20 protein-coding genes and 2 riboswitches are annotated in these 21,112 nt (G+C 75.3%); of the genes, 14 read left to right on the top strand and 6 right to left on the bottom strand.

Annotated features, from left to right (window positions below; genetic code table 11):
* Positions 1-138 precede the first annotated feature (138 nt).
* The gene (locus tag AL2_RS32390) at positions 139-735 is read left to right on the top strand and encodes a MerR family transcriptional regulator (RefSeq protein WP_067640447.1); all 597 of its coding nucleotides are present in this window, start codon (positions 139-141) and stop codon (positions 733-735) included.
* Between the two features lie 3 nt (positions 736-738).
* Here the strand turns inward: AL2_RS32390 and AL2_RS32395 are convergent, their stop codons facing one another.
* A complete protein-coding gene (locus AL2_RS32395; RefSeq protein ID WP_157438511.1) occupies positions 739-3,216 on the bottom strand; it encodes a lysylphosphatidylglycerol synthase transmembrane domain-containing protein in 2,478 nt (825 codons plus the stop codon).
* A 294-nt stretch (positions 3,217-3,510) separates the two neighbouring features.
* Positions 3,511-3,605, top strand: a riboswitch (glycine riboswitch).
* A riboswitch (glycine riboswitch) is annotated at positions 3,606-3,716 on the top strand.
* A 59-nt stretch (positions 3,717-3,775) separates the two neighbouring features.
* Between AL2_RS32395 and gcvP the strand changes: the two genes are divergently transcribed.
* Together gcvP and AL2_RS32405 are read left to right on the top strand one after the other, a co-directional pair.
* Positions 3,776-6,646 carry an aminomethyl-transferring glycine dehydrogenase gene (gene gcvP, locus AL2_RS32400; protein WP_067640449.1) on the top strand — a complete coding sequence of 957 codons (2,871 nt, stop codon included), beginning with the start codon at positions 3,776-3,778 and terminating at the stop codon, positions 6,644-6,646.
* Positions 6,647-6,778: 132 nt separating this feature from the next.
* Positions 6,779-7,885: a tetratricopeptide repeat protein gene (locus tag AL2_RS32405; RefSeq protein ID WP_067640451.1), complete on the top strand. Its 1,107-nt coding sequence runs from the start codon at positions 6,779-6,781 to the stop codon at positions 7,883-7,885.
* 7 nt (positions 7,886-7,892) lie between these two features.
* Here AL2_RS32405 and AL2_RS32410 read toward each other — a convergent pair whose 3' ends face one another.
* Positions 7,893-8,318 (bottom strand): PPOX class F420-dependent oxidoreductase, encoded by a 426-nt coding sequence (locus AL2_RS32410; RefSeq protein ID WP_067640453.1) that lies wholly within the window; start codon positions 8,316-8,318, stop codon positions 7,893-7,895.
* A 50-nt stretch (positions 8,319-8,368) separates the two neighbouring features.
* Between AL2_RS32410 and AL2_RS32415 the strand changes: the two genes are divergently transcribed.
* Positions 8,369-8,965 (top strand): alpha/beta hydrolase family protein, encoded by a 597-nt coding sequence (locus tag AL2_RS32415; RefSeq protein WP_067640455.1) that lies wholly within the window; start codon positions 8,369-8,371, stop codon positions 8,963-8,965.
* Between the two features lie 148 nt (positions 8,966-9,113).
* Here the strand turns inward: AL2_RS32415 and AL2_RS32420 are convergent, their stop codons facing one another.
* Complete coding sequence (locus AL2_RS32420; RefSeq protein WP_067640457.1) at positions 9,114-9,317, bottom strand: DUF5999 family protein; 204 nt, start codon at positions 9,315-9,317, stop codon at positions 9,114-9,116.
* A gap of 274 nt (positions 9,318-9,591) precedes the next feature.
* Here AL2_RS32420 and AL2_RS32425 point away from each other — a divergent pair, with 274 nt between their 5' ends.
* From AL2_RS32425 to AL2_RS32435, 3 genes are read left to right on the top strand one after another with little or no spacing between them, the layout of a single operon-like run.
* Complete coding sequence (locus AL2_RS32425; RefSeq protein WP_067640459.1) at positions 9,592-10,320, top strand: (Fe-S)-binding protein; 729 nt, start codon at positions 9,592-9,594, stop codon at positions 10,318-10,320.
* 35 nt (positions 10,321-10,355) lie between these two features.
* A complete protein-coding gene (locus AL2_RS32430; protein ID WP_067640485.1) occupies positions 10,356-11,765 on the top strand; it encodes a lactate utilization protein B in 1,410 nt (469 codons plus the stop codon).
* On the top strand, positions 11,762-12,418 hold the full coding sequence (locus AL2_RS32435; RefSeq protein ID WP_245667089.1) for a LutC/YkgG family protein: 657 nt from the start codon (positions 11,762-11,764) through the stop codon (positions 12,416-12,418). Before AL2_RS32430 ends, AL2_RS32435 begins: the two co-directional genes overlap by 4 nt.
* A 39-nt stretch (positions 12,419-12,457) precedes the next feature.
* Here the strand turns inward: AL2_RS32435 and AL2_RS32440 are convergent, their stop codons facing one another.
* Positions 12,458-13,021 carry a TetR family transcriptional regulator gene (locus tag AL2_RS32440; protein WP_067640461.1) on the bottom strand — a complete coding sequence of 188 codons (564 nt, stop codon included), beginning with the start codon at positions 13,019-13,021 and terminating at the stop codon, positions 12,458-12,460.
* 117 nt (positions 13,022-13,138) lie between these two features.
* On the opposite strand from AL2_RS32440, the gene AL2_RS32445 reads away from it, so the two are divergent.
* Both AL2_RS32445 and AL2_RS32450 read left to right on the top strand, forming a co-directional pair.
* Entirely contained in the window at positions 13,139-13,555 is a 417-nt protein-coding gene (locus tag AL2_RS32445; protein WP_067640463.1) for a plectin, read from the top strand.
* A gap of 195 nt (positions 13,556-13,750) precedes the next feature.
* The gene (locus tag AL2_RS32450; RefSeq protein ID WP_083947128.1) at positions 13,751-14,461 is read left to right on the top strand and encodes a maleylpyruvate isomerase N-terminal domain-containing protein; all 711 of its coding nucleotides are present in this window, start codon (positions 13,751-13,753) and stop codon (positions 14,459-14,461) included.
* Here the strand turns inward: AL2_RS32450 and AL2_RS32455 are convergent.
* A complete protein-coding gene (locus tag AL2_RS32455; RefSeq protein WP_067640465.1) occupies positions 14,422-15,759 on the bottom strand; it encodes a nitrate/nitrite transporter in 1,338 nt (445 codons plus the stop codon). The genes AL2_RS32450 and AL2_RS32455 overlap by 40 nt on opposite strands.
* A 192-nt stretch (positions 15,760-15,951) precedes the next feature.
* Between AL2_RS32455 and AL2_RS32460 the strand changes: the two genes are divergently transcribed.
* Positions 15,952-16,200: a metallothionein gene (locus AL2_RS32460; protein ID WP_067640467.1), complete on the top strand. Its 249-nt coding sequence runs from the start codon at positions 15,952-15,954 to the stop codon at positions 16,198-16,200.
* Between the two features lie 11 nt (positions 16,201-16,211).
* Here the strand turns inward: AL2_RS32460 and AL2_RS32465 are convergent, their stop codons facing one another.
* Positions 16,212-16,706 carry an NUDIX domain-containing protein gene (locus tag AL2_RS32465; RefSeq protein ID WP_067640469.1) on the bottom strand — a complete coding sequence of 165 codons (495 nt, stop codon included), beginning with the start codon at positions 16,704-16,706 and terminating at the stop codon, positions 16,212-16,214.
* Positions 16,707-17,001: 295 nt separating this feature from the next.
* On the opposite strand from AL2_RS32465, the gene AL2_RS32470 reads away from it, so the two are divergent.
* From AL2_RS32470 to AL2_RS32485, 4 genes are all read left to right on the top strand, one after another.
* A complete protein-coding gene (locus AL2_RS32470; protein WP_067640471.1) occupies positions 17,002-19,080 on the top strand; it encodes a molybdopterin oxidoreductase family protein in 2,079 nt (692 codons plus the stop codon).
* A 56-nt stretch (positions 19,081-19,136) separates the two neighbouring features.
* Positions 19,137-19,517, top strand: coding sequence for a nitrite reductase small subunit NirD (gene nirD, locus AL2_RS32475; RefSeq protein ID WP_067640473.1), 381 nt, complete (start codon positions 19,137-19,139; stop codon positions 19,515-19,517).
* Positions 19,501-20,712, top strand: coding sequence for a uroporphyrinogen-III synthase (locus tag AL2_RS32480; RefSeq protein ID WP_067640477.1), 1,212 nt, complete (start codon positions 19,501-19,503; stop codon positions 20,710-20,712). The genes nirD and AL2_RS32480 overlap by 17 nt, the downstream gene beginning before the upstream one ends.
* A partial coding sequence (locus AL2_RS32485) for a sirohydrochlorin chelatase (protein WP_169806475.1) occupies positions 20,705-21,112 on the top strand: 408 nt, incomplete at its 3' end. The genes AL2_RS32480 and AL2_RS32485, both read left to right, overlap by 8 nt.

The following is a 21,112-nucleotide window of genomic DNA, read 5'->3' on the forward strand; positions in this document are numbered from 1 at the left end:
ATCCGGGCATGCGACGCGCCGACGATGAACGTTGACCACACCCTGACCGGCACCTACCGTGCTGGTGGAACACCCGTGGCGTAATTCGTCAAACCCCCTTGACGAAACACCGCGGGGTGATAGAAGCCGGAGGTCCGCGTGGCGGTGAGCAGCGGCGAGGGCAAGGCGACCCCCGACAGGCATGCGGCGTCCCGCCGTGCCGGAGAGCAGGGCCTGCTCTTCGACACGCAGGTGTCCGTGCCCCCGGAGGATGTCGGCTACCGCGGCCCGACGGCGTGCGCCGCGGCGGGAATCACCTACCGGCAACTCGACTACTGGGCGCGGACGAAGCTGGTGGAGCCGAGCGTGCGCGCCGCGCAGGGGTCGGGCAGCCAGCGGTTGTACAGCTTCCGCGACATCCTGGTGCTCAAGGTCGTGAAGCGGCTGCTGGACACGGGCGTGTCGTTGCAGCAGATACGGACGGCCGTGATCCACCTGCGTGACCGCGGGGTGTCGGACCTCGCGCAGATCACGCTGATGAGCGACGGCGTCAGCGTCTACGAGTGCACGTCGGCGGACGAGGTCGTCGATCTGCTGCAGGGCGGCCAGGGCGTGTTCGGCATAGCGCTCGGGCGCGTCTGGCAGGAGGTCGAGGGCAGTCTCGCGGAACTCCCCGGGGAGCGGGCCGCCGCGGACCCTCCCAACCACCCCCACGATGAACTCGCCAACCGGCGGCGGGCGCGCCGCACCGGCTGACGGTCAGAGCGCCTCCTTGCGCTGCAGGTAGGCGAACGCCCCCCAGCCCGGCAGCACCGGCAGCCAGAGGGTGAAGAGCCGGTAGAGCAGGACCGCGGACGTCGCCGTCTCCGCGGACAGGCCCGAGATCGTCAGCGCGAGGGTCAGGGCGCCCTCGACGGCGCCGAGACCGCCCGGCGTCGGGGCCGCGGAACCGACCGCGTTCGCGGTGAGGAAGACCAGCACCACCGTCGTCCACGGCAGCGAGCCGCCGAACGAGCGGATCGACGCGTCCAGGCACAGGACGAAGGCGAGGGTGAGCAGGAGCGTGCCGCCCATGCCGGTGAACAGCTTCGCCGGGGACTGCAGGACGTCCACCAGGCGGGGGACCACGCCGGAGAACATGCTCTTCAGCCGGGACGTGACGACGCGGCGGACGCGGGGGACCGTCAGTGCGAGGCCGGCCAGGAGCCCCAGCCCCAGGACGGCGATCACGATCGTGCGGGACGGGGCCAGGTCCTGCGTCGCCCGGGTCGTGGAGCCGGTGAGGAATCCGAACAGGACCAGCAGCAGGATGTGCGTGACCATACCGACCAGCTGGGACGCGCCGACGCTCGCCACGGCCAGGGTGGGACGCACCCCCGAGCGCTGCAGGTAGCGGGTGTTGACGGCCACACCGCCCACGGCCGCGGGCGCCACCAGTTTCACGAAGGACGCGGCCACCTGCACCAGGACCGTCCGGCCCAGGGGCAGGCGCTCCGGGACGAAACCCATCAGCATGAACGCCGCCGCGACATAGCTGAGGGCCGCCGCGCCGAGCGCGGCGACGACCCAGTGCCAGCTCGCCGTCGCCGCCAGGTATCCGACGTCCAGGCTGGTCACCTGCGGGATGACGATGTAGGCGGCGAAGGAGAGGGCCACCACGCTGAAGATCGTCCGGGGGCGGAACCGCTCCAGCCGGGCCGGCGCCGCCTCGACCTCCGGCTTCAGCCGGACGATCTGCTCCCGGATCCGGGTCAGCAGCTCCCGGTCGCGCCGCAGCGCCTGCCGCGTCGCCCGGGACAGCGCCACCCGCTGCAGCAGCGGCACCGCGCCGCCGAGGGCCTCCTCGCCGAGCACGGACGCGGCGGTCCGCACCGCCCGCTCGGGCCCGGCCCGCAGCGCGAGCGTGGTGAGGAGCTGCGCCAGGTCGAGCCGCAGCGCCAGGTCGCCCGCCGCCGTCTCCCCGGCGCGCAGGTCGGTGACGTAGGCGAGCCCGTCCGCGCCGATCAGCAGTGCCCCGTCCTGCAGCCGCCGGTGCGCGAGCCGGCCCCCCTGCATCGACCGGAACTGCCGCCAGATGTCGGTCAGCAGCTCGTCGGTGACCTCCTCGCCGGGGACGTCGCCGAGCCGCCGCCCCGGCACGTGCTCGTAGGCCAGCAGCGCCGCCTCCGTGCCGACCTCGCAGGTGCCGGTCAGCCGCGGGGTGCGGGCGCCCGCCGCGGCCACCGCGTACGCCATCAGCGACTCCTGCTCCAGCGACCGGCGCAGCGACCGCAGCGTCCGCCCGGTGGTGGCGCCGCGCAGCCGCAGCAGCCGCCAGATCCGGTACAGCAGCCCGGCGGTCTGCTGGTCGCGGTCCAGGACGCGGACCTCCAGGTCCCAGTCGGCGTGCGCGGCCCGGTCCGCGGGGAGCCGGGCGCCGTGCTCGCCCTCGGGGCAGGGGGCGAGGACGACGCCGTAGCGGCGGCCGTCCTCGGTGTCGTCGGCGGGCTCGTCGAGCCGCGCGCCCCGCCTCGGCCGCAGCCCGAGCCGCTCCAGGGACGCGACGACCGCCGTCCCCGGCGGCCGCGGGTTGGGGGTCCCGACGGCGTACAGGGTGCCGTGGCCGATGGCGCGGCCGAGGAAGTAGGTGGCCGCGAGCGCGGCGACGGAGGCGTAGGACGCGGTGAGCCCGGTGAGCGCGGCCAGCCCGATCATGGTCCAGGTCACGGCCTGCCAGCGGGCGCGCCCCGCCATCCCGACCGCGCTGACGAACGCGATCACCGGGGCGATGTCGGTGTGCACGGGCGCGGTCTCGGTACCGCCCCAGATCAGCGAGTCGAGGACGCCGCCGGGCGCCGCCCGCACCACGAGGTCGTCCAGGCCCACCGTGATCCCGAACGCGATCACGGAGGCGAGCAGCGCGATCGCGACGCGCGTCCCGTCCTTGTGGAACAGCCGCTCGACGGCGAACGCGACCGAGACCGCGAGCACCCCGAAGCTCGACACCAGCGTCGCCAGCGTCAGCAGCGGCCGGGGCGCGTGCGCGGTGCCCTCCGCGATGTCGGTCTGCAGGCCGTGCGTGGTCTGCTGCGCGATCGACACCAGCAGCATCACCGCCGCCAGCCCCGCCAGCGACGCCGCGAACCTGATCGCGTCGGACGGCCGGCGGATCCGGTCCGGCTGGGCGGGCTCGTCGACGGGGACGCCGGCGGTCGCGCCGTGCCGGAAGCGCACCGTGCCGTCGTGGGTCTGTGTCACGCCGTACCGCCGCCCTGACCATCCGCCATCGTGATCAGCGTTCCAGAACCGGCGGCGCGCCGTCGAGTGCCGTCCCGCGTCCGGCCGGTCGCGTTCGCACCTCGCAGCCCCATCTCCGCCTCCGTGGCCCGAGGTCCGTCTTGTCCCAGGTGAGTGAGCACATCGTACCGGCCGGTACCGACGTGGCGGGGCGGGGACGGCCCCCGTGTCCGCTTCGGGGAGGCCCGCGTCCGCCGGGGCCGGGACGACCGCTTTCAGCCGGCTTTGGGTAGGGTTTCGTCCAGGACATGCCGTCGACCCTGGGCGGGAGAGCTCCCACGCCGCCAGCGCGGGACGCCGAAGGGGCAACCTCCCCGGAACCTCTCAGGCAAAAGGACCGCTCGGGCGAGGCACCTCTGGAAAGCAGGCGTCGATCCCCGCAGCCGGGGAAGGCGGCTCACCGAAGGGGAAATCCCGCCGCGCGGGTGAAGCTCTCAGGTGCCGATGACAGAGGGGGAGACCTGCCGCCGGCCCGCGCCGGCGGCGGACCTGAGCGACCGCAGCAGCCAGGAGGCCCTCCATGACCGCCCAGTTCTTCGCCCCCGTGGCCTCGCCGCAGCATCCGCGCACCGCGTTCGCCGACCGGCACATCGGCCCGGCCCCGGACGACCACGCCCGGATGCTCGCCGCCATCGGCTACTCCAGCGCCGAGGCGCTGATCGACGCCGCGGTCCCCGCCGCGATCCGCACGGCCCGTCCCCTGGACCTGCCGCCCGCGCTGAGCGAGCCCGCCGCGCTGGACCGGCTCCGCGAGCTGGCGTCCCGCAACACCGTGCTGACGTCCATGATCGGGCTCGGCTACCACGGCACGGCCACCCCGGGCGTGATCATGCGGAACGTGCTGGAGAACCCCGGCTGGTACACCGCCTACACGCCCTACCAGCCGGAGATCTCGCAGGGCCGCCTGGAGGCGCTGCTGAACTTCCAGACGGTGGTCGCCGACCTGACCGGGCTGCCCGTCGCGAACGCCTCCATGCTGGACGAGGGCACCGCCGCCGCCGAGGGGATGGCCCTCGCGCACCGCGCGTCCAGGCTCAAGGAGCCGGGGACGTTCCTCGTCGACGCCGACGCGCTGCCGCAGACGATCGAGGTCGTCCGGACGCGCGCGGTCCCGCTCGGCATCGAGGTGGTCACCGCCGACCTGTCCGGCGGGCTTCCGGACGGCGACTTCTTCGGCGTGCTGCTGCAGTACCCGGGCGCGTCCGGGGCCGTCCGCGACCTGGCGCCCGTCATCGCGCAGGCGCACGAGCGCGGCGCGAAGGCGGTCGTCGCCGCGGACCTGCTCGCGCTGACGCTGCTGCGCCCGCCCGGGGAGGCCGGCGCCGACATCGCCGTGGGGTCCGCGCAGCGGTTCGGCGTGCCCTACGGCTTCGGCGGCCCGCACGCCGGCTACATGGCGGTCGGCGAGGGCATCCAGCGGCAGCTTCCCGGGCGCCTCGTCGGCGTGTCCGTCGACGCGGACGGAGCTGCCGCCTACCGGCTGGCGCTGCAGACCCGCGAGCAGCACATCCGCCGGGAGAAGGCCACCAGCAACATCTGCACCGCCCAGGTCCTGCTCGCCGTGATGGCGGGCATGTATGCCGTCTACCACGGCCCCGAGGGGCTGGCCGCGATCGCGCAGCGCACGCACCGCCGCGCCGCCGAGATCGCCGCGGGCCTGCGCGCCGGCGGCGTCGAGGTCGTGCACGACGCGTTCTTCGACACCGTCCTGGCCCGCGTCCCCGGCCGGGCCGCCGAGGTCGTCGCCGCCGCCCGCGAGCGCGGCGTCAACCTGCGCCCGGACGGCCCCGACCAGGTCGGCATCGCCTGCGACGAGACCACGCTGCCCGAGCACGTCACCGCCGTCCTGGCGGCGTTCGGCGCGGCCCCCGCCGCCGGGGCCGCCGAGGCGATCCCGGACGCGCTGCGCCGCGAGAGCCCCTACCTCACCCACCCGGTGTTCCACGCGCACCGCTCCGAGACCGCGATGCTGCGCTACCTGCGCCGCCTCCAGGACAAGGACATCGCGCTCGACCGCTCCATGATCCCGCTCGGCTCCTGCACGATGAAGCTGAACGCGACCACCGAGATGGAGCCGATCACCTGGCCGCAGTTCGCGGACATCCACCCGTTCGCGCCGGTCGACCAGGCCGCCGGGTACGTCGAGCTGATCGGCGAGCTGGAGGACGCCCTCGCCGAGATCACCGGGTACGCGAAGGTCTCCGTCCAGCCGAACGCGGGCTCCCAGGGCGAGCTGGCCGGCCTGCTCGCCATCCACGGCTACCACGCGTCCCGCGGCGACGAGCACCGCGACGTCTGCCTGATCCCGTCGTCCGCGCACGGCACCAACGCCGCCAGCGCCGTCATGGCGGGGATGCGCGTCGTCGTCGTGAAGTGCGACGACGGCGGCAACGTGGCGCTGGACGACCTGCACGCCAAGATCGATGAGCACCGCGACCGGCTCGCCGCGATCATGGTGACGTACCCGTCCACGCACGGCGTCTTCGAGGAGACGATCACCGACGTGTGCGCGGCCGTGCACGAGGCCGGCGGCCAGGTCTACGTGGACGGCGCCAACCTCAACGCCCTCGTCGGCCTGGCCAGGCCCGGCGAGTTCGGCTCGGACGTCTCGCACCTCAACCTGCACAAGACGTTCTGCATCCCGCACGGCGGCGGCGGCCCCGGCGTCGGCCCGATCGGGGTCCGCGAGCACCTCGCCCCGTTCCTGCCGAACCACCCGCTGCGCGCGGAGGCCGGCCCCGGGACGGGCGTCGGCCCGGTCTCCGCCGCCCCGTGGGGCTCGGCGGGCATCCTGCCGATCTCCTGGGCCTACATCGCGATGATGGGCCCGGACGGCCTGCGCGCCGCCACCGAGGGCGCGATCATCGGCGCCAACTACCTCGCCGCCCGGCTCGCCCCGCACTACCCGATCCTCTACACCGGCCGGAACGGCCTCGTCGCGCACGAGTGCATCGCCGACCTCCGCAAGATCACCAAGGAGACGGGGATCACCGCCGAGGACGTCGCCAAGCGCCTCATCGACTACGGCTTCCACGCCCCGACCCTGTCGTTCCCGGTGGCGGGGACCCTGATGATCGAGCCGACCGAGTCCGAGGACCTCGCCGAACTCGACCGCTTCTGCGACGCCATGATCGAGATCCGCCGGGAGATCCAGCGGGTCGCGGCCGGCGGCTACGACCGCGAGGACAACCCGCTGAAGAACGCCCCGCACACCGCCGCCTGCCTGGTCTCCGACGACTGGAAGCACGCCTACACCCGCGACGAGGCCGCCTACCCCGTCCCGTCCCTGCGCGAGGACAAGTACTGGCCGCCCGTCCGCCGCATCGACCAGGCCTACGGCGACCGCAACCTCGTCTGCTCCTGCCCGCCCCCCGAGGCCTTCGAGGACTAGCGGGTCCGCGCGGCCTCCCCGGGATCCGATTCGTGATCTTGGTGGGGGTTTCGGGGTGTCGTCGCGGGACGCGGCGGGAGCGGGTCGCTAGTCTCGGTGCCGACTTCAGGAACCCCCAGAGGGCAGAGGCCGATGAGCGAGTTGCCGGACCAGGCGTCCGACCCGGCGCAGCTGTGCGAGGAGGCCCGGAACCTCGCCGAGAACGGCGAGGCCGGGCGGGCGGCGCTGCTGTTCGAGAAGGTGCTGGGCATGGGCGCGACGCCCTGCCGGGCGCAGGCGGCGCTCGGGCTCGCCGTCGTCCTCGACGATGCCGGGGAGGTGGAGCGGGCCCGGGAGGCGGACCGGGCCGCGATCGCCACCGCCGACCCCGAGTACGGGCCGCGCGCCGCCTACCACCTGGCGCTCACCTACGAGCGGGCCGGCGAGCCCGAGGGGGCGGCGCCCGCGTGGGGCGCGGTGGTCGACTTCGGCAACCCCGCCTACCTGCCGCCCGCCCATCTGGCGCTCGCCCGCATCGCCGACGACGCCGGCGACGTCGACGCGGCGCGGGACCACTGGGAGGCGGCGATCGGGACGGGCGACGCCGAGTACGGGCCGCTCGCCGCGCACGACCTCGCACAGCGGCTGCTGGAGCGCGGCGACCCCGCGCGGGCGCAGCGGATCCTGACCGCCGGGCTCCGGCTGATCGACCGCGACGCCGCCCCGTACGCGTACGCGCGGCTCGCCGTCGCGCTCGGCATCTCCTACCTCGACCAGGCGATCGGCGCGTTCGGCGCGGCGCTGGCGGCGGAGCCGTCCGACCCGGAGGCGGGCCCGCTGGCCACCGAGCTGCTGGCGCGGACGCTGCCGCTGCGCGGGCGCGGCGGCGAGGCGGGCGAGGTGTGGCGGCGCGGGCTGGCCGACCCGGGCATCGCGCCGCAGGTGCGGGCGAGGATCCGCCGCGACTTCGCCGAGGAGGACGGCGACGACGGCCTGTGGTGGGAGCCGGTCGTCGAGCAGGCCGTGTCGGACGGGACGCTCCCCGCGCTCGCCGGCGAGGCGTTCGGCGCCCTCGACCACATGTACGCGCTGCTCGCCGTCCGGTACGCCGAGGGACGGGCGGACGAGACCCACGAGGTGCTCGGCGGCGCGGTCCGGGTCCCGAGCGGCTACCCGTGGGGGCCGCTGCTGCACGAGAGCTTCGCCGAGCGGCTCCGCCTGGCGATGGGCACGCCCGTCCCGGACTGGCCGCCCGCATAGGCCGTGTTCAGTCGGAGATGGCGCGCTCCGCGATCACCTTCGTGACGCGGGCGCGGACGAGGTACTCGGTGGGGACGGCGTTGCGCGCCCCGAACTCCGCGGCACGGCCGGCGCCCATGTAGCGGCCGCCGATGGCGGTGGCCCAGCGGCGCATCTCGTCCAGATCCTCGATGAGGGTCGCCTCCGCCTGGATGTGCACGTACGAGAAGGGCGGGGTCTGGTCGTCCACGCAGATGGAGACGCGCGGGTCGCGGGCGAGGGCGCGGCCCTTGACGGTGTCGCGGGCGGTGTTGAACAGCACGTCGTCGCCGTCGAGGACGAACCAGATGGGCGTGACGTGCGGGGAGCCGTCCTTGCGGACGACGGCCGCCTTGCCGGTGCGGGTGCCCGCCGAGACGAACGCCCGCCACTCGCTGTCGGTCATCTTCTCCATGCGGGCAGTCTGCCGCAAAGATCATGAAAGCGGGCCGCTACCGTGGGCGCATGGAGGTCGTGACGGCGCACGGGCCCGCCGGGATGGCGCTGGACGAGGCCGACGATCCGGCGTTCCTGCTGGTCCTGACGCACGGGTCGAACGGGAGCGTGGACGCGCCCGACCTGCTCGCCGTCCGGGAGACCGCGCTCGGGCTCGGCGGCGCCGTCGCACGGGTGACGCAGCCGTTCCGCTTCGCGGGCCGCCGGGCGCCCGGCTCGCCGGTCAAGCAGGACGAGGCCTGGCTGGAGATCATCGGGATGCTGGGCGAGAGGTTCGCCGGCGTCCCGCTCGTGCAGGGCGGCCGGAGCAACGGCGCGCGGGTGGCGTGCCGGACGGCGCGGGCGGCCGGGGCGGCCGGCGTGGTGGCGCTGGCGTTCCCGCTGCACCCGCCGGGCCGGCCGGAGAAGACGCGGGTGGCCGAGCTGCGCTCGGCGGGGGTGGAGGTCCTCGTCGTCAACGGCGACCGCGACCCGTTCGGGATACCGGACGAGGCGGACGCCGCCCATGTGACGGTGCTGGCGGGGGAGCGGCACGACCTGAGCAGGGCCCCCGCCGCCGTCGGCCGGGCCGTGGAGCCGTGGCTGCGCAAGTGGGCGGCGCGTTAGCCGCCGGGCATGCGAACGGCCCGTCCGGTGCGGACGGGCCGGGAGGGCTGATCGCTCCGGGCCCGGTGCGGGCCCGGAGGTCGAGGTCGGGTGGGCGTTGCCCCCGAGGATGATCACCCGTTTGAACTAGTCCCCCGTGGAGACCCGCTCAAGCGGCGGACGGCGCCTGCAGGTCCGTCGGCCGGTGCGGTGCGATGACTCCCCCGTCGGGCAGCAGCTCACCGGTGTCCTCGAAGAGCACGACGCCGTTGCACAGCAGGCTCCACCCCTGCTCGGGGTGCGAGGCCAGCGTCCGGGCGGCGTCGCGGTCGGGTTCGTCGGGCGAGGGACAGGGCGGCTGGTGCGGGCACATCGTGTGCCTCCGGTCTCAACTACTGGTCGGTCGTGGTGCTTTCCCTTAATTGACGCACCCCAGTGTGGAGTGGTTCGAACCCATCGGCTATAGCCCGTTGGGACGGTTGTCCGTTGGTACCGGAGTACCGGACGACTGTGACCACCCTCACTCAGAGGTGCCAGGCATAGGGTCCCTCCCGCGCGATAACGGATGAAGAACGACACGCCGACAGGCCGGAAACCCCTACGATGTCGCTCGGGGAACGCCTTACGGCGTAGGGGGAGTGAGGCCGATGCGGGTCGCGTTGTCCGTCGCGTGCTTCGATGACGCTCTGTTCCCCGATACGGGGAGGGCCGTGACCGTCCTTTTGGAACGTCTCGGCCATGACGTGGTATTCCCCCCGGGGCAGACGTGCTGCGGCCAGATCCACTGGTCGGCGGGCTACCACCGCGAGGCCGCCGATCTCGCCCGCGCGTACACCGCCGCGTTCGAGGGCGGCGGCGCCGTGGTCGCGGCGTCGGCGTCGTGCGCCGCCGCGGTCAGGGACGCCTACCCGAGGATCGCGCGGGCGTCCCGCGACCCGGGCCTGGCCCGCGCCGCCGAAGGCCTCGCCGTCTACGAGCTCACCGAGTTCCTCGTGGACGTCCTGGGGGTCACCGATGTCGGCGCGTACTTCCCGCACCGGGTCACCTACCACCCGTCCTGCCAGTCCCTGCGGACGCTGCGGCTCGGCGACCGGCCGCTTCGGCTGCTGCGCGCGGTGAAGGGCCTCGACCTGGTGGAGCTGCCCGCCGCGGAGGAGTGCTGCGGGTTCGGCGGCGCGTTCGCGATGAAGAACGCGGACGTGTCGGTCGCGATGGTCGCCGACAAGGTCCGGCACATCCGCGGCACCGGCGCGGACGTGGTCTGCGCGGTGGACGGCTCCTGCCTGGCGCACATCGGCGGGGCGCTGTCCCGGCTCCGCGCGGGCGTGCGGACCGCCCACGTGGCCGAGATCCTCGCCGCGACGGGGCCGTCGTGACCGCCGCGCCGCCGGGCGGGCCCGTCCCGCTGCCGATGCCGAAGTTCGCCGCCGCCGCGCGGCCCGCGCTGGCCGATACCGGCATGCGCCGCAACCTGCGCGGCGCGGCCGGGGTGCTGCGCGAGCGCGTGGCCGCGGCGACCGGTGAGCCCGCCGACTGGGAGGACCTGCGCGAGGCCGGCCGCGCCATCGGCGACGACGCGCTCCGCAACCTCGACGTCCACCTTGAGGAGCTGGAGCGGGCCGTCACCGAGGCGGGCGGCACCGTGCACTGGGCGTTGGACGCGGCCGAGGCGCGGCGCGTCGTCACCGGCCTGGTGCGGACGTCCGGCGTGACCGAGGTCGTGCGGGCGTCGTCGCCGGCGGTCCGGGAGCTCGGCCTGGACGACGCGCCGGGCGGGCCGGGGGCGGCCGTCCGGGAGACCGCGCTCGCCGACCTGGCCGTCCAGCTCGGCGGGGACGCGCCGTCGCACCTGCTGTCGCCGGCCGCGCACCTCGACCGCGCGCGGATCGGGGAGCTGTTCCGGCGCGGGATGCCCGCCGCCGGGCCCGGCCCGGCCGACGATCCGGCCGCGCTCGCCGCGGCGGCCCGCGCGCACCTTCGCAAGCCGTTCCTGCGCGCCCGCGTCGCGATCACCGGCGCGGACTTCCTGGTGGCCGAGAGCGGCACGGCCGTCGTGGTGGAGTCCGAGGGCAACGCGCGGATGTGCCTGACGTTGCCGGAGACATTGATCTGCGTCGCGGGCATCGACCAGGTCGTCCCGACGTGGGATGACATGGAGGTGTTCCTCCAGCTGCTCCCGCGCGCGTCGACCGGAGACCGGATGACCCCGTACGTCTCGTCCTGGACGGGTGTGACGCCGGGCGACGGACCGCGCGCGTTCCACCTCGTCCTGCTCGACAACGGCCGCACCAGAGCGCTCGCCGACGAGGTCGGGCGCGCCGCGCTGCGCTGCATCCGCTGCTCGGCCTGCCTGAACGTCTGCCCGGTCTACGAGCGCACGGGCGGGCGGCCCTACGGCCCCGTCTACCCGGGCCCGATCGGCGCGATCCGCACCCCGCAGACACGCGGCGTGGAGAGCGCCGCGGCGGCGTCCCTGCCGTACGCGTCCACGCTGTGCGGCGCCTGCGCGGACGTCTGCCCGGTGAAGATCGACATCCCGGACGTGCTGGTCCACCTGCGCGGCAAGGTCGTCGAGTCGCGCCGCCGGCGGCCCGTCCCGACGCCCGAGATGGTGCTGATGCGCGGCCTCGCCTGGACGATGGGCGACCCGCGCCGGCACGAGGCGGCGCTGCGGCGCGGCACCCGCTGGGCGCGGCTGCTGGCGCGCGGCGGGCGGATCCGCCGGCTGCCCGGCCTGCTCGGCGCGTGGACCGAGGCCCGCGACCTGCCGGCGCCGCCGGCGGAGAGCTTCCGCGCCTGGTGGAACAGGACCCGGACGTGACCGCGCGCGAGGAGATGCTGCGGCGGGTGCGCGACGCGCTCGGCGGGTCGCGCGGCACGCACCCGGCGGTGCCGCGCGGCTACGCGCGCCGGCTGCCGGAGGCGGAGGCCGGGACGCGGGCGGATGTCCTCGCCCTGTTCACCGAGCGGGTCGCCGACAACCGCGCCGCGGTCCGGCACGTCGGCGCCGACGAGATCGGCACCGCGGTGGCCGCCGCGCTGTGGGGGCGGGAGGCCAAGCAGATCGTCGTCCCGGCCGACCTGCCGTTCGGGTGGCTCGCGGAGCTGGACGGCGTCCGGGCGCTCGCCGACACCCCGGCGCTGGACATCGACGCCCTCGCCGCCGCGGACGGCGTGGTGACCGGCTGCGCGGCGGCGATCGCGCAGACGGGCACGGTCGTCCTGGACGGCGGCCGGGCGCAGGGAAGGCGGGCCCTCACGCTGGTGCCCGGCCTCCACCTGTGCGTGGTCCAGGCCGACCAGATCGTCGGGACGGTCCCGGAGGCGGTCACGCGCCTGGACCCGGCGCGGCCGCTCACCTGGATCAGCGGCCCGTCCGCGACGCACGGCATCGAGATGCGCAGGGTCGAGGGCGTCCACGGCCCGCGCCACCTGGAGATCCTCGTCGTCGAGGACGAGTTCCCGGCGCCTTGACCCGGGCGCCGGCGGCGGACGCGGCGCGGGCCGGCCGGGTCAGCGGACGCCGGCGATGACGAGGTCGAGGCCGGCGGTGAACCGGGCGTCCCAGTCCACCACCCGGTCGGCGCCGTCCTCGTTGGTGCCGCGCACCTCCAGGGCGGTGTGGCCGATCACGTAGCCGAGCAGGGTGTGCGCCGCGACGGCGGCGGCGTCCTCGGCGACGCCGCCGCGCCGCATGGCCTCCCGCAGGGACGCGACCGTGGTGGTGAGCGCGGCGGGGTTGCGGCGGGTGACGAGGAGGGGGAGGACCCCGGCGTGCGCCATCAGCCGGCCCCGGTAGCCGCCGGCCCAGCCGCGCAGGACGTCCTGCCAGCGGCCCGGCGACTCCCCGGCCGGGGCGGCGGCGACGTGCGCGACGAGGCCGTCCAGGAGCTGCTCCTTGCCGCGGGGGAGGTGGTGGTAGATCGCCATCGCCTCGACTTCGAGGGCGTCTCCGAGGCGGCGCATCGTGAGGCGGCCGAGTCCCTGGCCGTCCACGATCTGCAGGGCCGCCTCGATGATCCGCTCGGTGGAGAGCGGGGCGCGGTGCTGGGCGTTGATGCTGGGCTGCCGGACCATGAGAATTGACCTTACTGCGTAAAGGACCGAAGCCGGGTGTCCGCCGCCACGACACGCCGGAACCCCGCGTACGCTTACCCCCGACCGGACAGTGCAGACCGTCGAGGGAGTACCACCATGCCGCTGGGCCGCCGGGGGAGCAAGGACGTCGCGGAGCCGTACGAGGCCGACCAGCGGCTGGCCGCCGAGTACGAGGACCGGCTCGCGGCGGCCGGCGACGCGGAGCGGGCGCTGCGGGACGGGCAGGCCGCGGACGTCCCCGGGCCGGAGCTGCGGCGGCTGACGGTCGAGTTCGACAAGGCGATGACGGCGGTGCTCGCCGCCGCCGAGGCGTCCGAGCGGGCCGCGATGGGCCCGAAGGCCTACTCGGCCGCGGCGCAGGACGCCAAGTCGCGCCGCGCCGCCGAGATCGCCCGCCGCAAGGCCAAGGCGCGCCCGGCGGTGCGCCCGTGGACGGACGAGGTCGACCGGCTGCGCACGGCCCGCGAGGCGCACCGGCTCAGCTTCAAGACGGTGCCGTCCGCGCTCGGCTGAGCCTCTTCCGGACGTGTGACGACACAGCGTCACCGGGTGGCACGGGCCACCGAACTTTGAGAGTCTGCCCTCTCGGGGAACGCCGGGGGCGTCCCTCGCACGCCGCGCGGTCGCACGTCGCCGGGCCGTGACGTGTGCGCTGGACGCGTCCCGGCGGAGAGGGCACACGCTGCTCTGGACGTTGGGGGATGTCACGTGGAGCGCACGCCGCCGGACCGGTGCCGCGTACTCGAGTCCTACCAGGACGGCGTGCAGGCGATCCGCGCGCTGTCGGCGCGCGTCGGCGACTGGGACGTCCCGACGCCGTGCGCCGACTGGCGGCTGATCGATCTCGCCGGGCATCTGCGGTGCGTCGCGGAGAACTTCCTGGAGTACCTCCAGGACGCGCCGGACAGCCGCCTCGCGACGCTGTTCGCGCAGGAGGCGGCGACCGCGGTGCTGATCCGGCAGCAGGCCCGGCAGAACGCGGCCGAGCTGGCGGTGCTGCCGCCCGAGCCCGGCCCCGACCGGATCATGGCGTTCGGGGTGTCGGCCGGCGCGTACGCCGACCTGATGCCGGACATGTGGGACCGGACGCACCTGATCTACCGGGGCACCAAGTACACGGTCGGCGACCACGCGGGCGCGGCGTGCGTGGAGTGGCACCTGCACGCCTGGGACATGGCCCGCGCGGGCGGCGGGGACTACCGGCCGCGCGACCCGGACCTGCTGGTGTCGGCGTGGCACTGGGGCGTCCCGCATCTGCCGCTGGAGCCGGGGGATCCGTGGGAGGCGGTGCTGCGCTCGTCCGGCCGGTCGCCGCGCTGGCCCGAGCGCGACGACCGGCCGGACGGCCGCCCCGGGCGGGCGCGGCGGCGGCCCGGCCGTCAGACGCCGTCCGGCCTGCCCGGGCGGGGCCGCAGGTAGACCAGCCAGGTGAGGGCGCAGCACAGGGCGTAGAAGGCGATGAACGCGAGGTAGGCGCCGTCGCCGGTCCCGTAGGCCAGGAACGACTGCCGGAAGGCGACGTTGACCAGGACGCCGCCGAACGCGCCGACGGCGCCCGCGATGCCGATCAGCGCCCCGGACAGGCGGCGCGCCTCGTCCTCGGGGGCCTTGGCGCGGAAGATGGCGGGGATCATCTTGTAGGTGGAGCCGTTGCCGACGCCGCTGCACGCGAACAGCAGGACGAAGCCGGTGATGAACAGCGGCAGCGAGCCGCGCAGCGACGCGGCCAGCACCAGCCCGGCGGACGCGGCCATCGCGACGAAGGTCCAGAGGGTGACGGCGGCGCCGCCGAGCCGGTCGGCGAGCCGGCCGCCGGCCGGGCGGAGCAGCGACCCGAGTGCGGGGCCGAGGAAGGTCAGGCAGGCGGCCTTGACCGGGGTGTCGAAGACGCCGGCGAACTGCACCTGCAGGACCTGCCCGAACGCGAACCCGAACCCGATGAACGAGCCGAACGTGCCGATGTAGAGCACCGACATGATCCAGGTGTGGGCGTCCTTGCAGACGTCCCGCATCGCCCGCCGGTCGTTGCGGGCGTGCGCCAGGTTGTCCATGCGGAGCCAGGCGAGGAGGGCGGCCAGGACGATCAGCGGGATGTAGACGCCGGCGACGAGGCCGGGGTGGTCCCTGCCCGCCGTGGCGAGGACCGTCAGCCCGGCGAGCTGGACGACGGCGACGCCGAGGTTGCCGCCGCCGGCGTTGATCCCGAGCGCCCAGCCCTTGAGCCGCTGCGGGTAGAAGGCGTTGATGTTGGCCATCGAGGACGCGAAGTTGCCGCCGCCGACGCCCGCGACGGCCGCGAGGACCAGCAGCGTGGTGAAGGAGACGCCCGGCCTGACCAGGAACGCGGCGAGCATCGCCGGGACGAGCAGCAGCGCGGCGCTGAAGACCGTCCAGTTGCGGCCGCCGAACCGGGCGACGGCGAACGTGTAGGGGATGCGCAGCCCCGCGCCGACGAGGGCGGGGACGGCGGTGAGGGTGAACTTGCCGGCCGGGTCGACGCCGTAGGCGGGGCCGAGGAACAGCACCAGCACCGACCACAGCGTCCACACCGAGAAGCCGATGTGCTCGGAGAGGATCGAGTAGATCAGGTTGCGGCGGGCGATCCGGGCGCCGCGGGCGGCCCAGAAGGCGGGGTCCTCGGGCCGCCAGTCCTCGATCCAGCGGCCTTCGGGCGGGCGGGCGCGGTCCCCGCGCGCGGTCCGGGTGGTGACGGTCATCGGCGCTCTCCCTGGTCGGTTCGGACGGGCCGACCGTAGGGAGGCGGGGTTTCGTGCGCGTGTGAGCGGTCGTACGCCGGTGATAACTCCGCCGCACCGCGCGTCCCCGCCGGTTGTGAGAGGCGCGGTAGACATGGGCGGGCCCGGGTAGGCAGTGGTCGCGAGGCGGCGGGGGAAACGGAGACAGGACCGATGGCGACCTGCGAGGTCTGCGGCAACGACTACGACATGGCCTTCGAGGTGCACGCGCAGGGACAGGTGCACACGTTCGACTCGTTCGAGTGCGCGATCACGAAGATGGCGCCGATCTGCGAGCACTGCCAGTGCCGCATCATGGGGCACGGCGTGGAGGTGAACGGGCACTTCTACTGCTGCGCGCACTGCGCCCGCGCCGTCGACCCGGAGGGCGCCCGCCAGATCCGGGACGCGGTCCCGGTGTAGCGGGCCGGGGCTCAGCCGCGGGGCGGGCCGAACGGCTGCTCGCGGCCGTCCTCCAGGTAGACGGCGCGGCCGGCGGCCATGGCCCGCAGGCTGGGGTCCATCCGGCGGGAGACGTGCGGCGGCGCCAGCTCGGGGATCTTCTCCGGCGCGACGAGGACGTGGTCGGACAGCTCCTCGGGCGGCAGCCGGATCGCCGCGATCTGCTCGCCGGTGATCGTGCCGCCGAAGACGAACACGTTGACGGCGTCGACGCCGTCGTCGCGCGGCGAGCCCCAGTCGACGCAGGCCAGGCCGTCCAGCCGGGGGACGAGGCCGAGTTCCTCCTCGCACTCGCGCACGCACGCCGACAGCGGGGACTCGTCGGCCTCGATGACCCCGCCGGGGAGATACCAGCCCTCGCTGTAGGTGGGCTTGACCAGCAGGACCCGCCCGAGGTCGTCCAGGAGCAGGGCCGCCGCGGCGCCGCGGGCGCGCGGCAGTGAGGCGTAGTAAGCAAGGTCGGGCATGTACCGAGATTAGGCGTGATCACCGCGAGACGATCAGGGCCGGACGGGCGCGGGGACCGCATCCGTCCGCGAGATCACCGGGCCACCGCGAATCCGTTCGGCAATCGGGTGAAAGGCGACGAATAGGCCATGACAAGGATCGACAACGCTTGACACGCGCGCGTCAGGAAAGGACTGCGCGGGCGCCGCGCCGCCACGGGCCTGACCTCGGCGGACGCCGCCGCGTGAACGGCTTTTAACGCCGGGGTCACATCGGGGAATCGCCGGTGAAACGGCGCCCGCCGAGGCTGCGCGTATGAACGGGACTCCCACGCACTGCCCGTACTGCGCCCTGCAGTGCGGCATGAGGCTGCACGACACCGGCGAGGGCACCGTGCGGGTCGAACCGCGCGGCGACGTTCCCGCGAACCGCGGCGGCCTGTGCCAGAAGGGCTGGACGGCCGCCGAGGTGCTCACCGTCCCCGACCGGCTGACCACGCCGATGATGCGGCGCGGCCGGGACGCGCCGCTCGAGCCGTGCACCTGGGACGAGGCGCTCGACCGCGTCGCCACCGAGGCCGCCCGGCTGCGGGCTCTGCACGGCGCGGACGCCGTCGCGGTCTTCGGCGGCGGCGGGCTGACCAACGAGAAGGCGTACCAGCTCGGCAAGTTCGCGCGCGTCGCGCTCGGCACGTCCCAGATCGACTACAACGGGCGGTTCTGCATGTCGTCGGCCGCGGCGGCGTCCGGCCGGGCGTTCGGCATGGACCGCGGGCTGCCGGGGCCGGTCACCGACCTGGCGGCGTCCGGCGCCGTCCTGCTGGTGGGCGGGAACCCGGCCGAGACGATGCCGCCGTTCATGCGGCACCTGGCGGAGATGCGGGACGGCGGCGGAGCGCTCATCGTGGTGGACCCGCGCCGCACCCCCACTGCCCGGCAGGCCGACCTGCACCTGCAGCCGGTGCCCGGGACCGACCTGGCGCTCGCCAACGGGCTGCTGCACCTGGCGCTCGCCGAGGGCCTCGCCGACGAGGGCTACATCGCCGCCCGCACCAGCGGGTTCGACGCGGTCCGGACGGTCGTCAACGCGTACTGGCCGGGCCGTGTCGAGCGGATCACCGGCGTCCCCGTCCCCGCGATGCGGGAGGCCGTCCGGCTGCTGGCCCGCGCCGCCCGCGCGCACGTGCTGACCGGGCGGGGCGGCGAGCAGCACGCGCGCGGCACCGACACCGTCGGCGCGTTCATCAACCTGGCGCTCGCGCTCGGGCTGCCCGGCCGGGCGGGCTCCGGGTACGGGTGCCTGACCGGGCAGGGCAACGGGCAGGGCGGCCGCGAGCACGGGCAGAAGGCCGACCAGCTGCCCGGCTACCGCAGGATCGACGACCCGGCGGCCCGCGCGCACGTCGCGGCGGTGTGGGGCGTCGACGCCGGCGACCTGCCGGGGCCGGGACGGTCGGCGTACGAACTGCTGTCGGCGCTCGGCACCGCCGGCGGACCGAGGGCGCTGCTGCTGTTCGGGTCCAACCCGGTGGTGTCGGCGCCGCGCGCCGCGCACGTGGAGGAGCGGCTCGGCGCCCTGGACCTGCTGGTCGTGGCCGACTTCGTCCCCTCGGAGACCGCGCTGCGCGCCGACGTGGTCCTGCCCGTCGCGCAGTGGGCGGAGGAGTCGGGGACGATGACGAACCTGGAGGGCCGGGTGCTGCGCCGCCGCCGCGCCGTCCGCCCGCCGGACGGTGTCCGCACTGACCTCGAGGTCATCGCGGCGCTCGCGGAGCGGCTGAAGGCGCCGGGGGAGTGGAGCACCCGCCCGGAGGAGGTGTTCGGCGAGCTGCGCCGCGCGAGCGCGGGCGGCGCGGCCGACTACTCCGGCATCACCTACGCGCGGATCGAGGCCGAAGGCGGCGTGTTCTGGCCCTGCCCGTCGCCGGAGCACCCGGGCACGCCGCGCCCCTACCTGGACCGGTTCCCTACGCCGGACGGGCGGGCGCGGTTCGTCCCGGCCGAGCACCGCGGCCCGGCCGAGGACGTGGACGCCGGCCACCCCGTCTACCTGACGACCGGGCGCGTCCTCGCGCAGTACCAGTCGGGCGCGCAGACCCGCCGCGTGCCGGCGCTGGCCGAGGCGGCGCCGGGGCCGTTCGCCGAGCTGCACCCCGACCTGGCCGAGCGGCTCGGCATCGAGGACGGCGCCGACGTGCGGGTGGAGAGCCGCCGGGGCGCGGTGACCGTGCGGGCTCGGCTGACCGACACGGTCCGCGCCGACACCGTGTTCGTCCCGTTCCACTGGCCGGGGGAGGGCCGGGCGAACCTGCTCACGAACCCGGCGCTGGACCCGGTGTCGGGGATGCCGGAGTTCAAGGTGTGCGCCGTCCGTGTGGGAGTGAGTCCCTTTTAACACGGCGGTGACAAAGGAGACCCAGCCGCGAAACCGCCCGTACGGAGGATCAGATCATGACCACGACACCCGAAGCGACGATCATCAGGGATCCGGCGGTCCGCTGGTTCGACATCTGCTCGTACGCCGGGCTGATCCCCGAGCGCGGCGTCTGCGCGATGGTGGACGGCACGCAGGTTGCGGTCTTCCGGGTCTTCGACGGCGGCCTGCACGCGCTGTCGAACCTCGACCCGTTCAGCGGCGCCTACGTGCTGTCGCGCGGGATCCTCGGCACCCGCGACGGGGCGCCGACCGTCGCGTCGCCCATGTACAAGCAGGTGTTCGATCTGCGGACCGGGGCGTGCCTGGACGACCCGCGGGTCGCGCTGCCGGTCTTCCCCGTCCGCCGGGCCGGGGACCGGGTGGAGGTGGCGCTCACCGATGAGCACCGGCAGTGAGCCCGCGGCCGGGTTCGCCGAGCCGCTCGCGGGGTTCGCGGTCGGCGTGACCGCGGCCCGCCGGCACGAGGAGCTCGCGACGCTGCTGGAGCGGCGCGGCGCCCGCGTCGTGCTCGCCCCCGCCATCCGCCTCGTCCCGCTCGACGACGACGCCGAGCTGCTGGAGGCCACCCGGGCGTGCGCGGCCGGCTCCCTCGACCACGTCGTCGTCACGACCGGGATCGGGTTCCGGACGTGGCTGGAGACGGCGGACGGGCACGGGCTCCGGGACGCCCTCGTCGCCCGGCTCGCCGGCGCCGAGATCGTGACCCGCGGCCCGAAGGCGCGCGGCGCGCTCCGGTCGGCGGGGCTGCGGGAGGCGTGGTCGCCGGAGTCGGAGGGCTGCGCCGAGGTCACCCGGCACCTGCTGGGCAAGGACCTGGCGGGCGCCCGGATCGCCGTCCAGCTGTACGGGGAGCGGCAGCCCGAGCTGACCGGGGCGCTGCGCGCCGCGGGCGCCGAGGTGATCGAGATCCCGGTGTACCGGTGGTCGCGCACCGACGACCCGACGCCGCTGCGCCGGCTCGTCGGGCAGGCGGTCACCGGCACGGTCGACGCGATCACGTTCACCAGCGCGCCCGCGGTCGACGCGACGCTGGCGGTCGCCGCCGACGACGGGCTGGAGGACGCCCTGCTGGAGGCCATGCGCACCCACGTCGTGGCGGCGTGCGTCGGGCCCGTCACCGCGCGGGCGCTCACCGGCCGCGGCGTCCCGACCGTCCAGCCGGAGCGGGCCCGGCTCGGCGCGCTCGTCCGCGCGCTGGTCACCGGGCTGCCGGGGCGGCGGGCGCGGCGGCTGTCGGTGCGCGGCGCGTCGCTGGAGCTGCGCGGGCACGCCGTCGTGCTGGACGGGCAGCTGCGGCCGATCGCGCCCGCGCCGATGGCGATCCTGCGGGCGCTCGCGCGCCGCCCGGGGCACGTGGTGTCGAGGGCGGAGCTGTGCGGCGCGCTGCCGAGCCGGTCGGTCGGGATCCGCGCGCCCCGGGGCCGGGACGCGCGGCCGCAGGCCGACGAGCACGCGGTGGAGATGGCGGTGGCGCGGCTGCGGCGCGGGCTCGGCCGGCCGGGGATCGTCGAGACGGTCGTCAAGCGCGGCTACCGGCTGGCGTGCGACCCGCGCCTCGCCGACCGGCTCCCGGCGGGCGCCGGTGGCTGAGCACCGCCCGGCGCTGTTGGCCGTCGCGCACGGGACGCGGGACCCGGCCGGGCCCGCGGTGATCCGGGACCTCCTCCGCCGGGTGCGGGCCATGCGGCCGGGGCTGCGGGTCGCCGAGGCGTACGGCGAGCTGGCGGAGCCGTCGCTGGAGGAGGCCGCGGCCGCGCTGGGCGGGGGCCCGGTGGTCGTCGTGCCGCTGATGCTGGCGCGCGGCTACCACGCGCTCATCGACATCCCGGAGCGGGCGGTGCGGCTTCTGCCCGGCGCGGTGGCGGCCCGGCCGCTCGGCCCGGACCCGCTGCTGGCCGGCGCCCTGGCCGCCCGCCTCGCGGAGGGTGCGCTGACCCGGACCCCGCCGCGCCGCCCGGACGCCGTCGTCCTGGGCGCGGCGGGGTCCGCC

The organism is Actinomadura latina NBRC 106108, assembly GCF_001552195.1.
GTDB lineage: Bacteria > Actinomycetota > Actinomycetes > Streptosporangiales > Streptosporangiaceae > Spirillospora > Spirillospora latina.

What these genes read in the sequence shown, in the direction of transcription:
- nirD (WP_067640473.1), top strand. Translation starts at nt 19,137, where the DNA reads ATGACCACGACACCCGAAGCGACGATCATCAGGGATCCGGCGGTCCGC.
- AL2_RS32460 (WP_067640467.1), top strand. Translation starts at nt 15,952, where the DNA reads ATGGCGACCTGCGAGGTCTGCGGCAACGACTACGACATGGCCTTCGAG.
- AL2_RS32465 (WP_067640469.1), bottom strand. Translation starts at nt 16,706, where the DNA reads ATGCCCGACCTTGCTTACTACGCCTCACTGCCGCGCGCCCGCGGCGCC.
- AL2_RS32410 (WP_067640453.1), bottom strand. Translation starts at nt 8,318, where the DNA reads ATGGAGAAGATGACCGACAGCGAGTGGCGGGCGTTCGTCTCGGCGGGC.
- gcvP (WP_067640449.1), top strand. Translation starts at nt 3,776, where the DNA reads ATGACCGCCCAGTTCTTCGCCCCCGTGGCCTCGCCGCAGCATCCGCGC.
- AL2_RS32445 (WP_067640463.1), top strand. Translation starts at nt 13,139, where the DNA reads ATGCCGCTGGGCCGCCGGGGGAGCAAGGACGTCGCGGAGCCGTACGAG.
- AL2_RS32440 (WP_067640461.1), bottom strand. Translation starts at nt 13,021, where the DNA reads ATGGTCCGGCAGCCCAGCATCAACGCCCAGCACCGCGCCCCGCTCTCC.
- AL2_RS32430 (WP_067640485.1), top strand. Translation starts at nt 10,356, where the DNA reads ATGCCGAAGTTCGCCGCCGCCGCGCGGCCCGCGCTGGCCGATACCGGC.
- AL2_RS32480 (WP_067640477.1), top strand. Translation starts at nt 19,501, where the DNA reads ATGAGCACCGGCAGTGAGCCCGCGGCCGGGTTCGCCGAGCCGCTCGCG.
- AL2_RS32455 (WP_067640465.1), bottom strand. Translation starts at nt 15,759, where the DNA reads ATGACCGTCACCACCCGGACCGCGCGCGGGGACCGCGCCCGCCCGCCC.
- AL2_RS32415 (WP_067640455.1), top strand. Translation starts at nt 8,369, where the DNA reads ATGGAGGTCGTGACGGCGCACGGGCCCGCCGGGATGGCGCTGGACGAG.
- AL2_RS32420 (WP_067640457.1), bottom strand. Translation starts at nt 9,317, where the DNA reads ATGTGCCCGCACCAGCCGCCCTGTCCCTCGCCCGACGAACCCGACCGC.
- AL2_RS32425 (WP_067640459.1), top strand. Translation starts at nt 9,592, where the DNA reads ATGCGGGTCGCGTTGTCCGTCGCGTGCTTCGATGACGCTCTGTTCCCC.
- AL2_RS32470 (WP_067640471.1), top strand. Translation starts at nt 17,002, where the DNA reads ATGAACGGGACTCCCACGCACTGCCCGTACTGCGCCCTGCAGTGCGGC.
- AL2_RS32405 (WP_067640451.1), top strand. Translation starts at nt 6,779, where the DNA reads ATGAGCGAGTTGCCGGACCAGGCGTCCGACCCGGCGCAGCTGTGCGAG.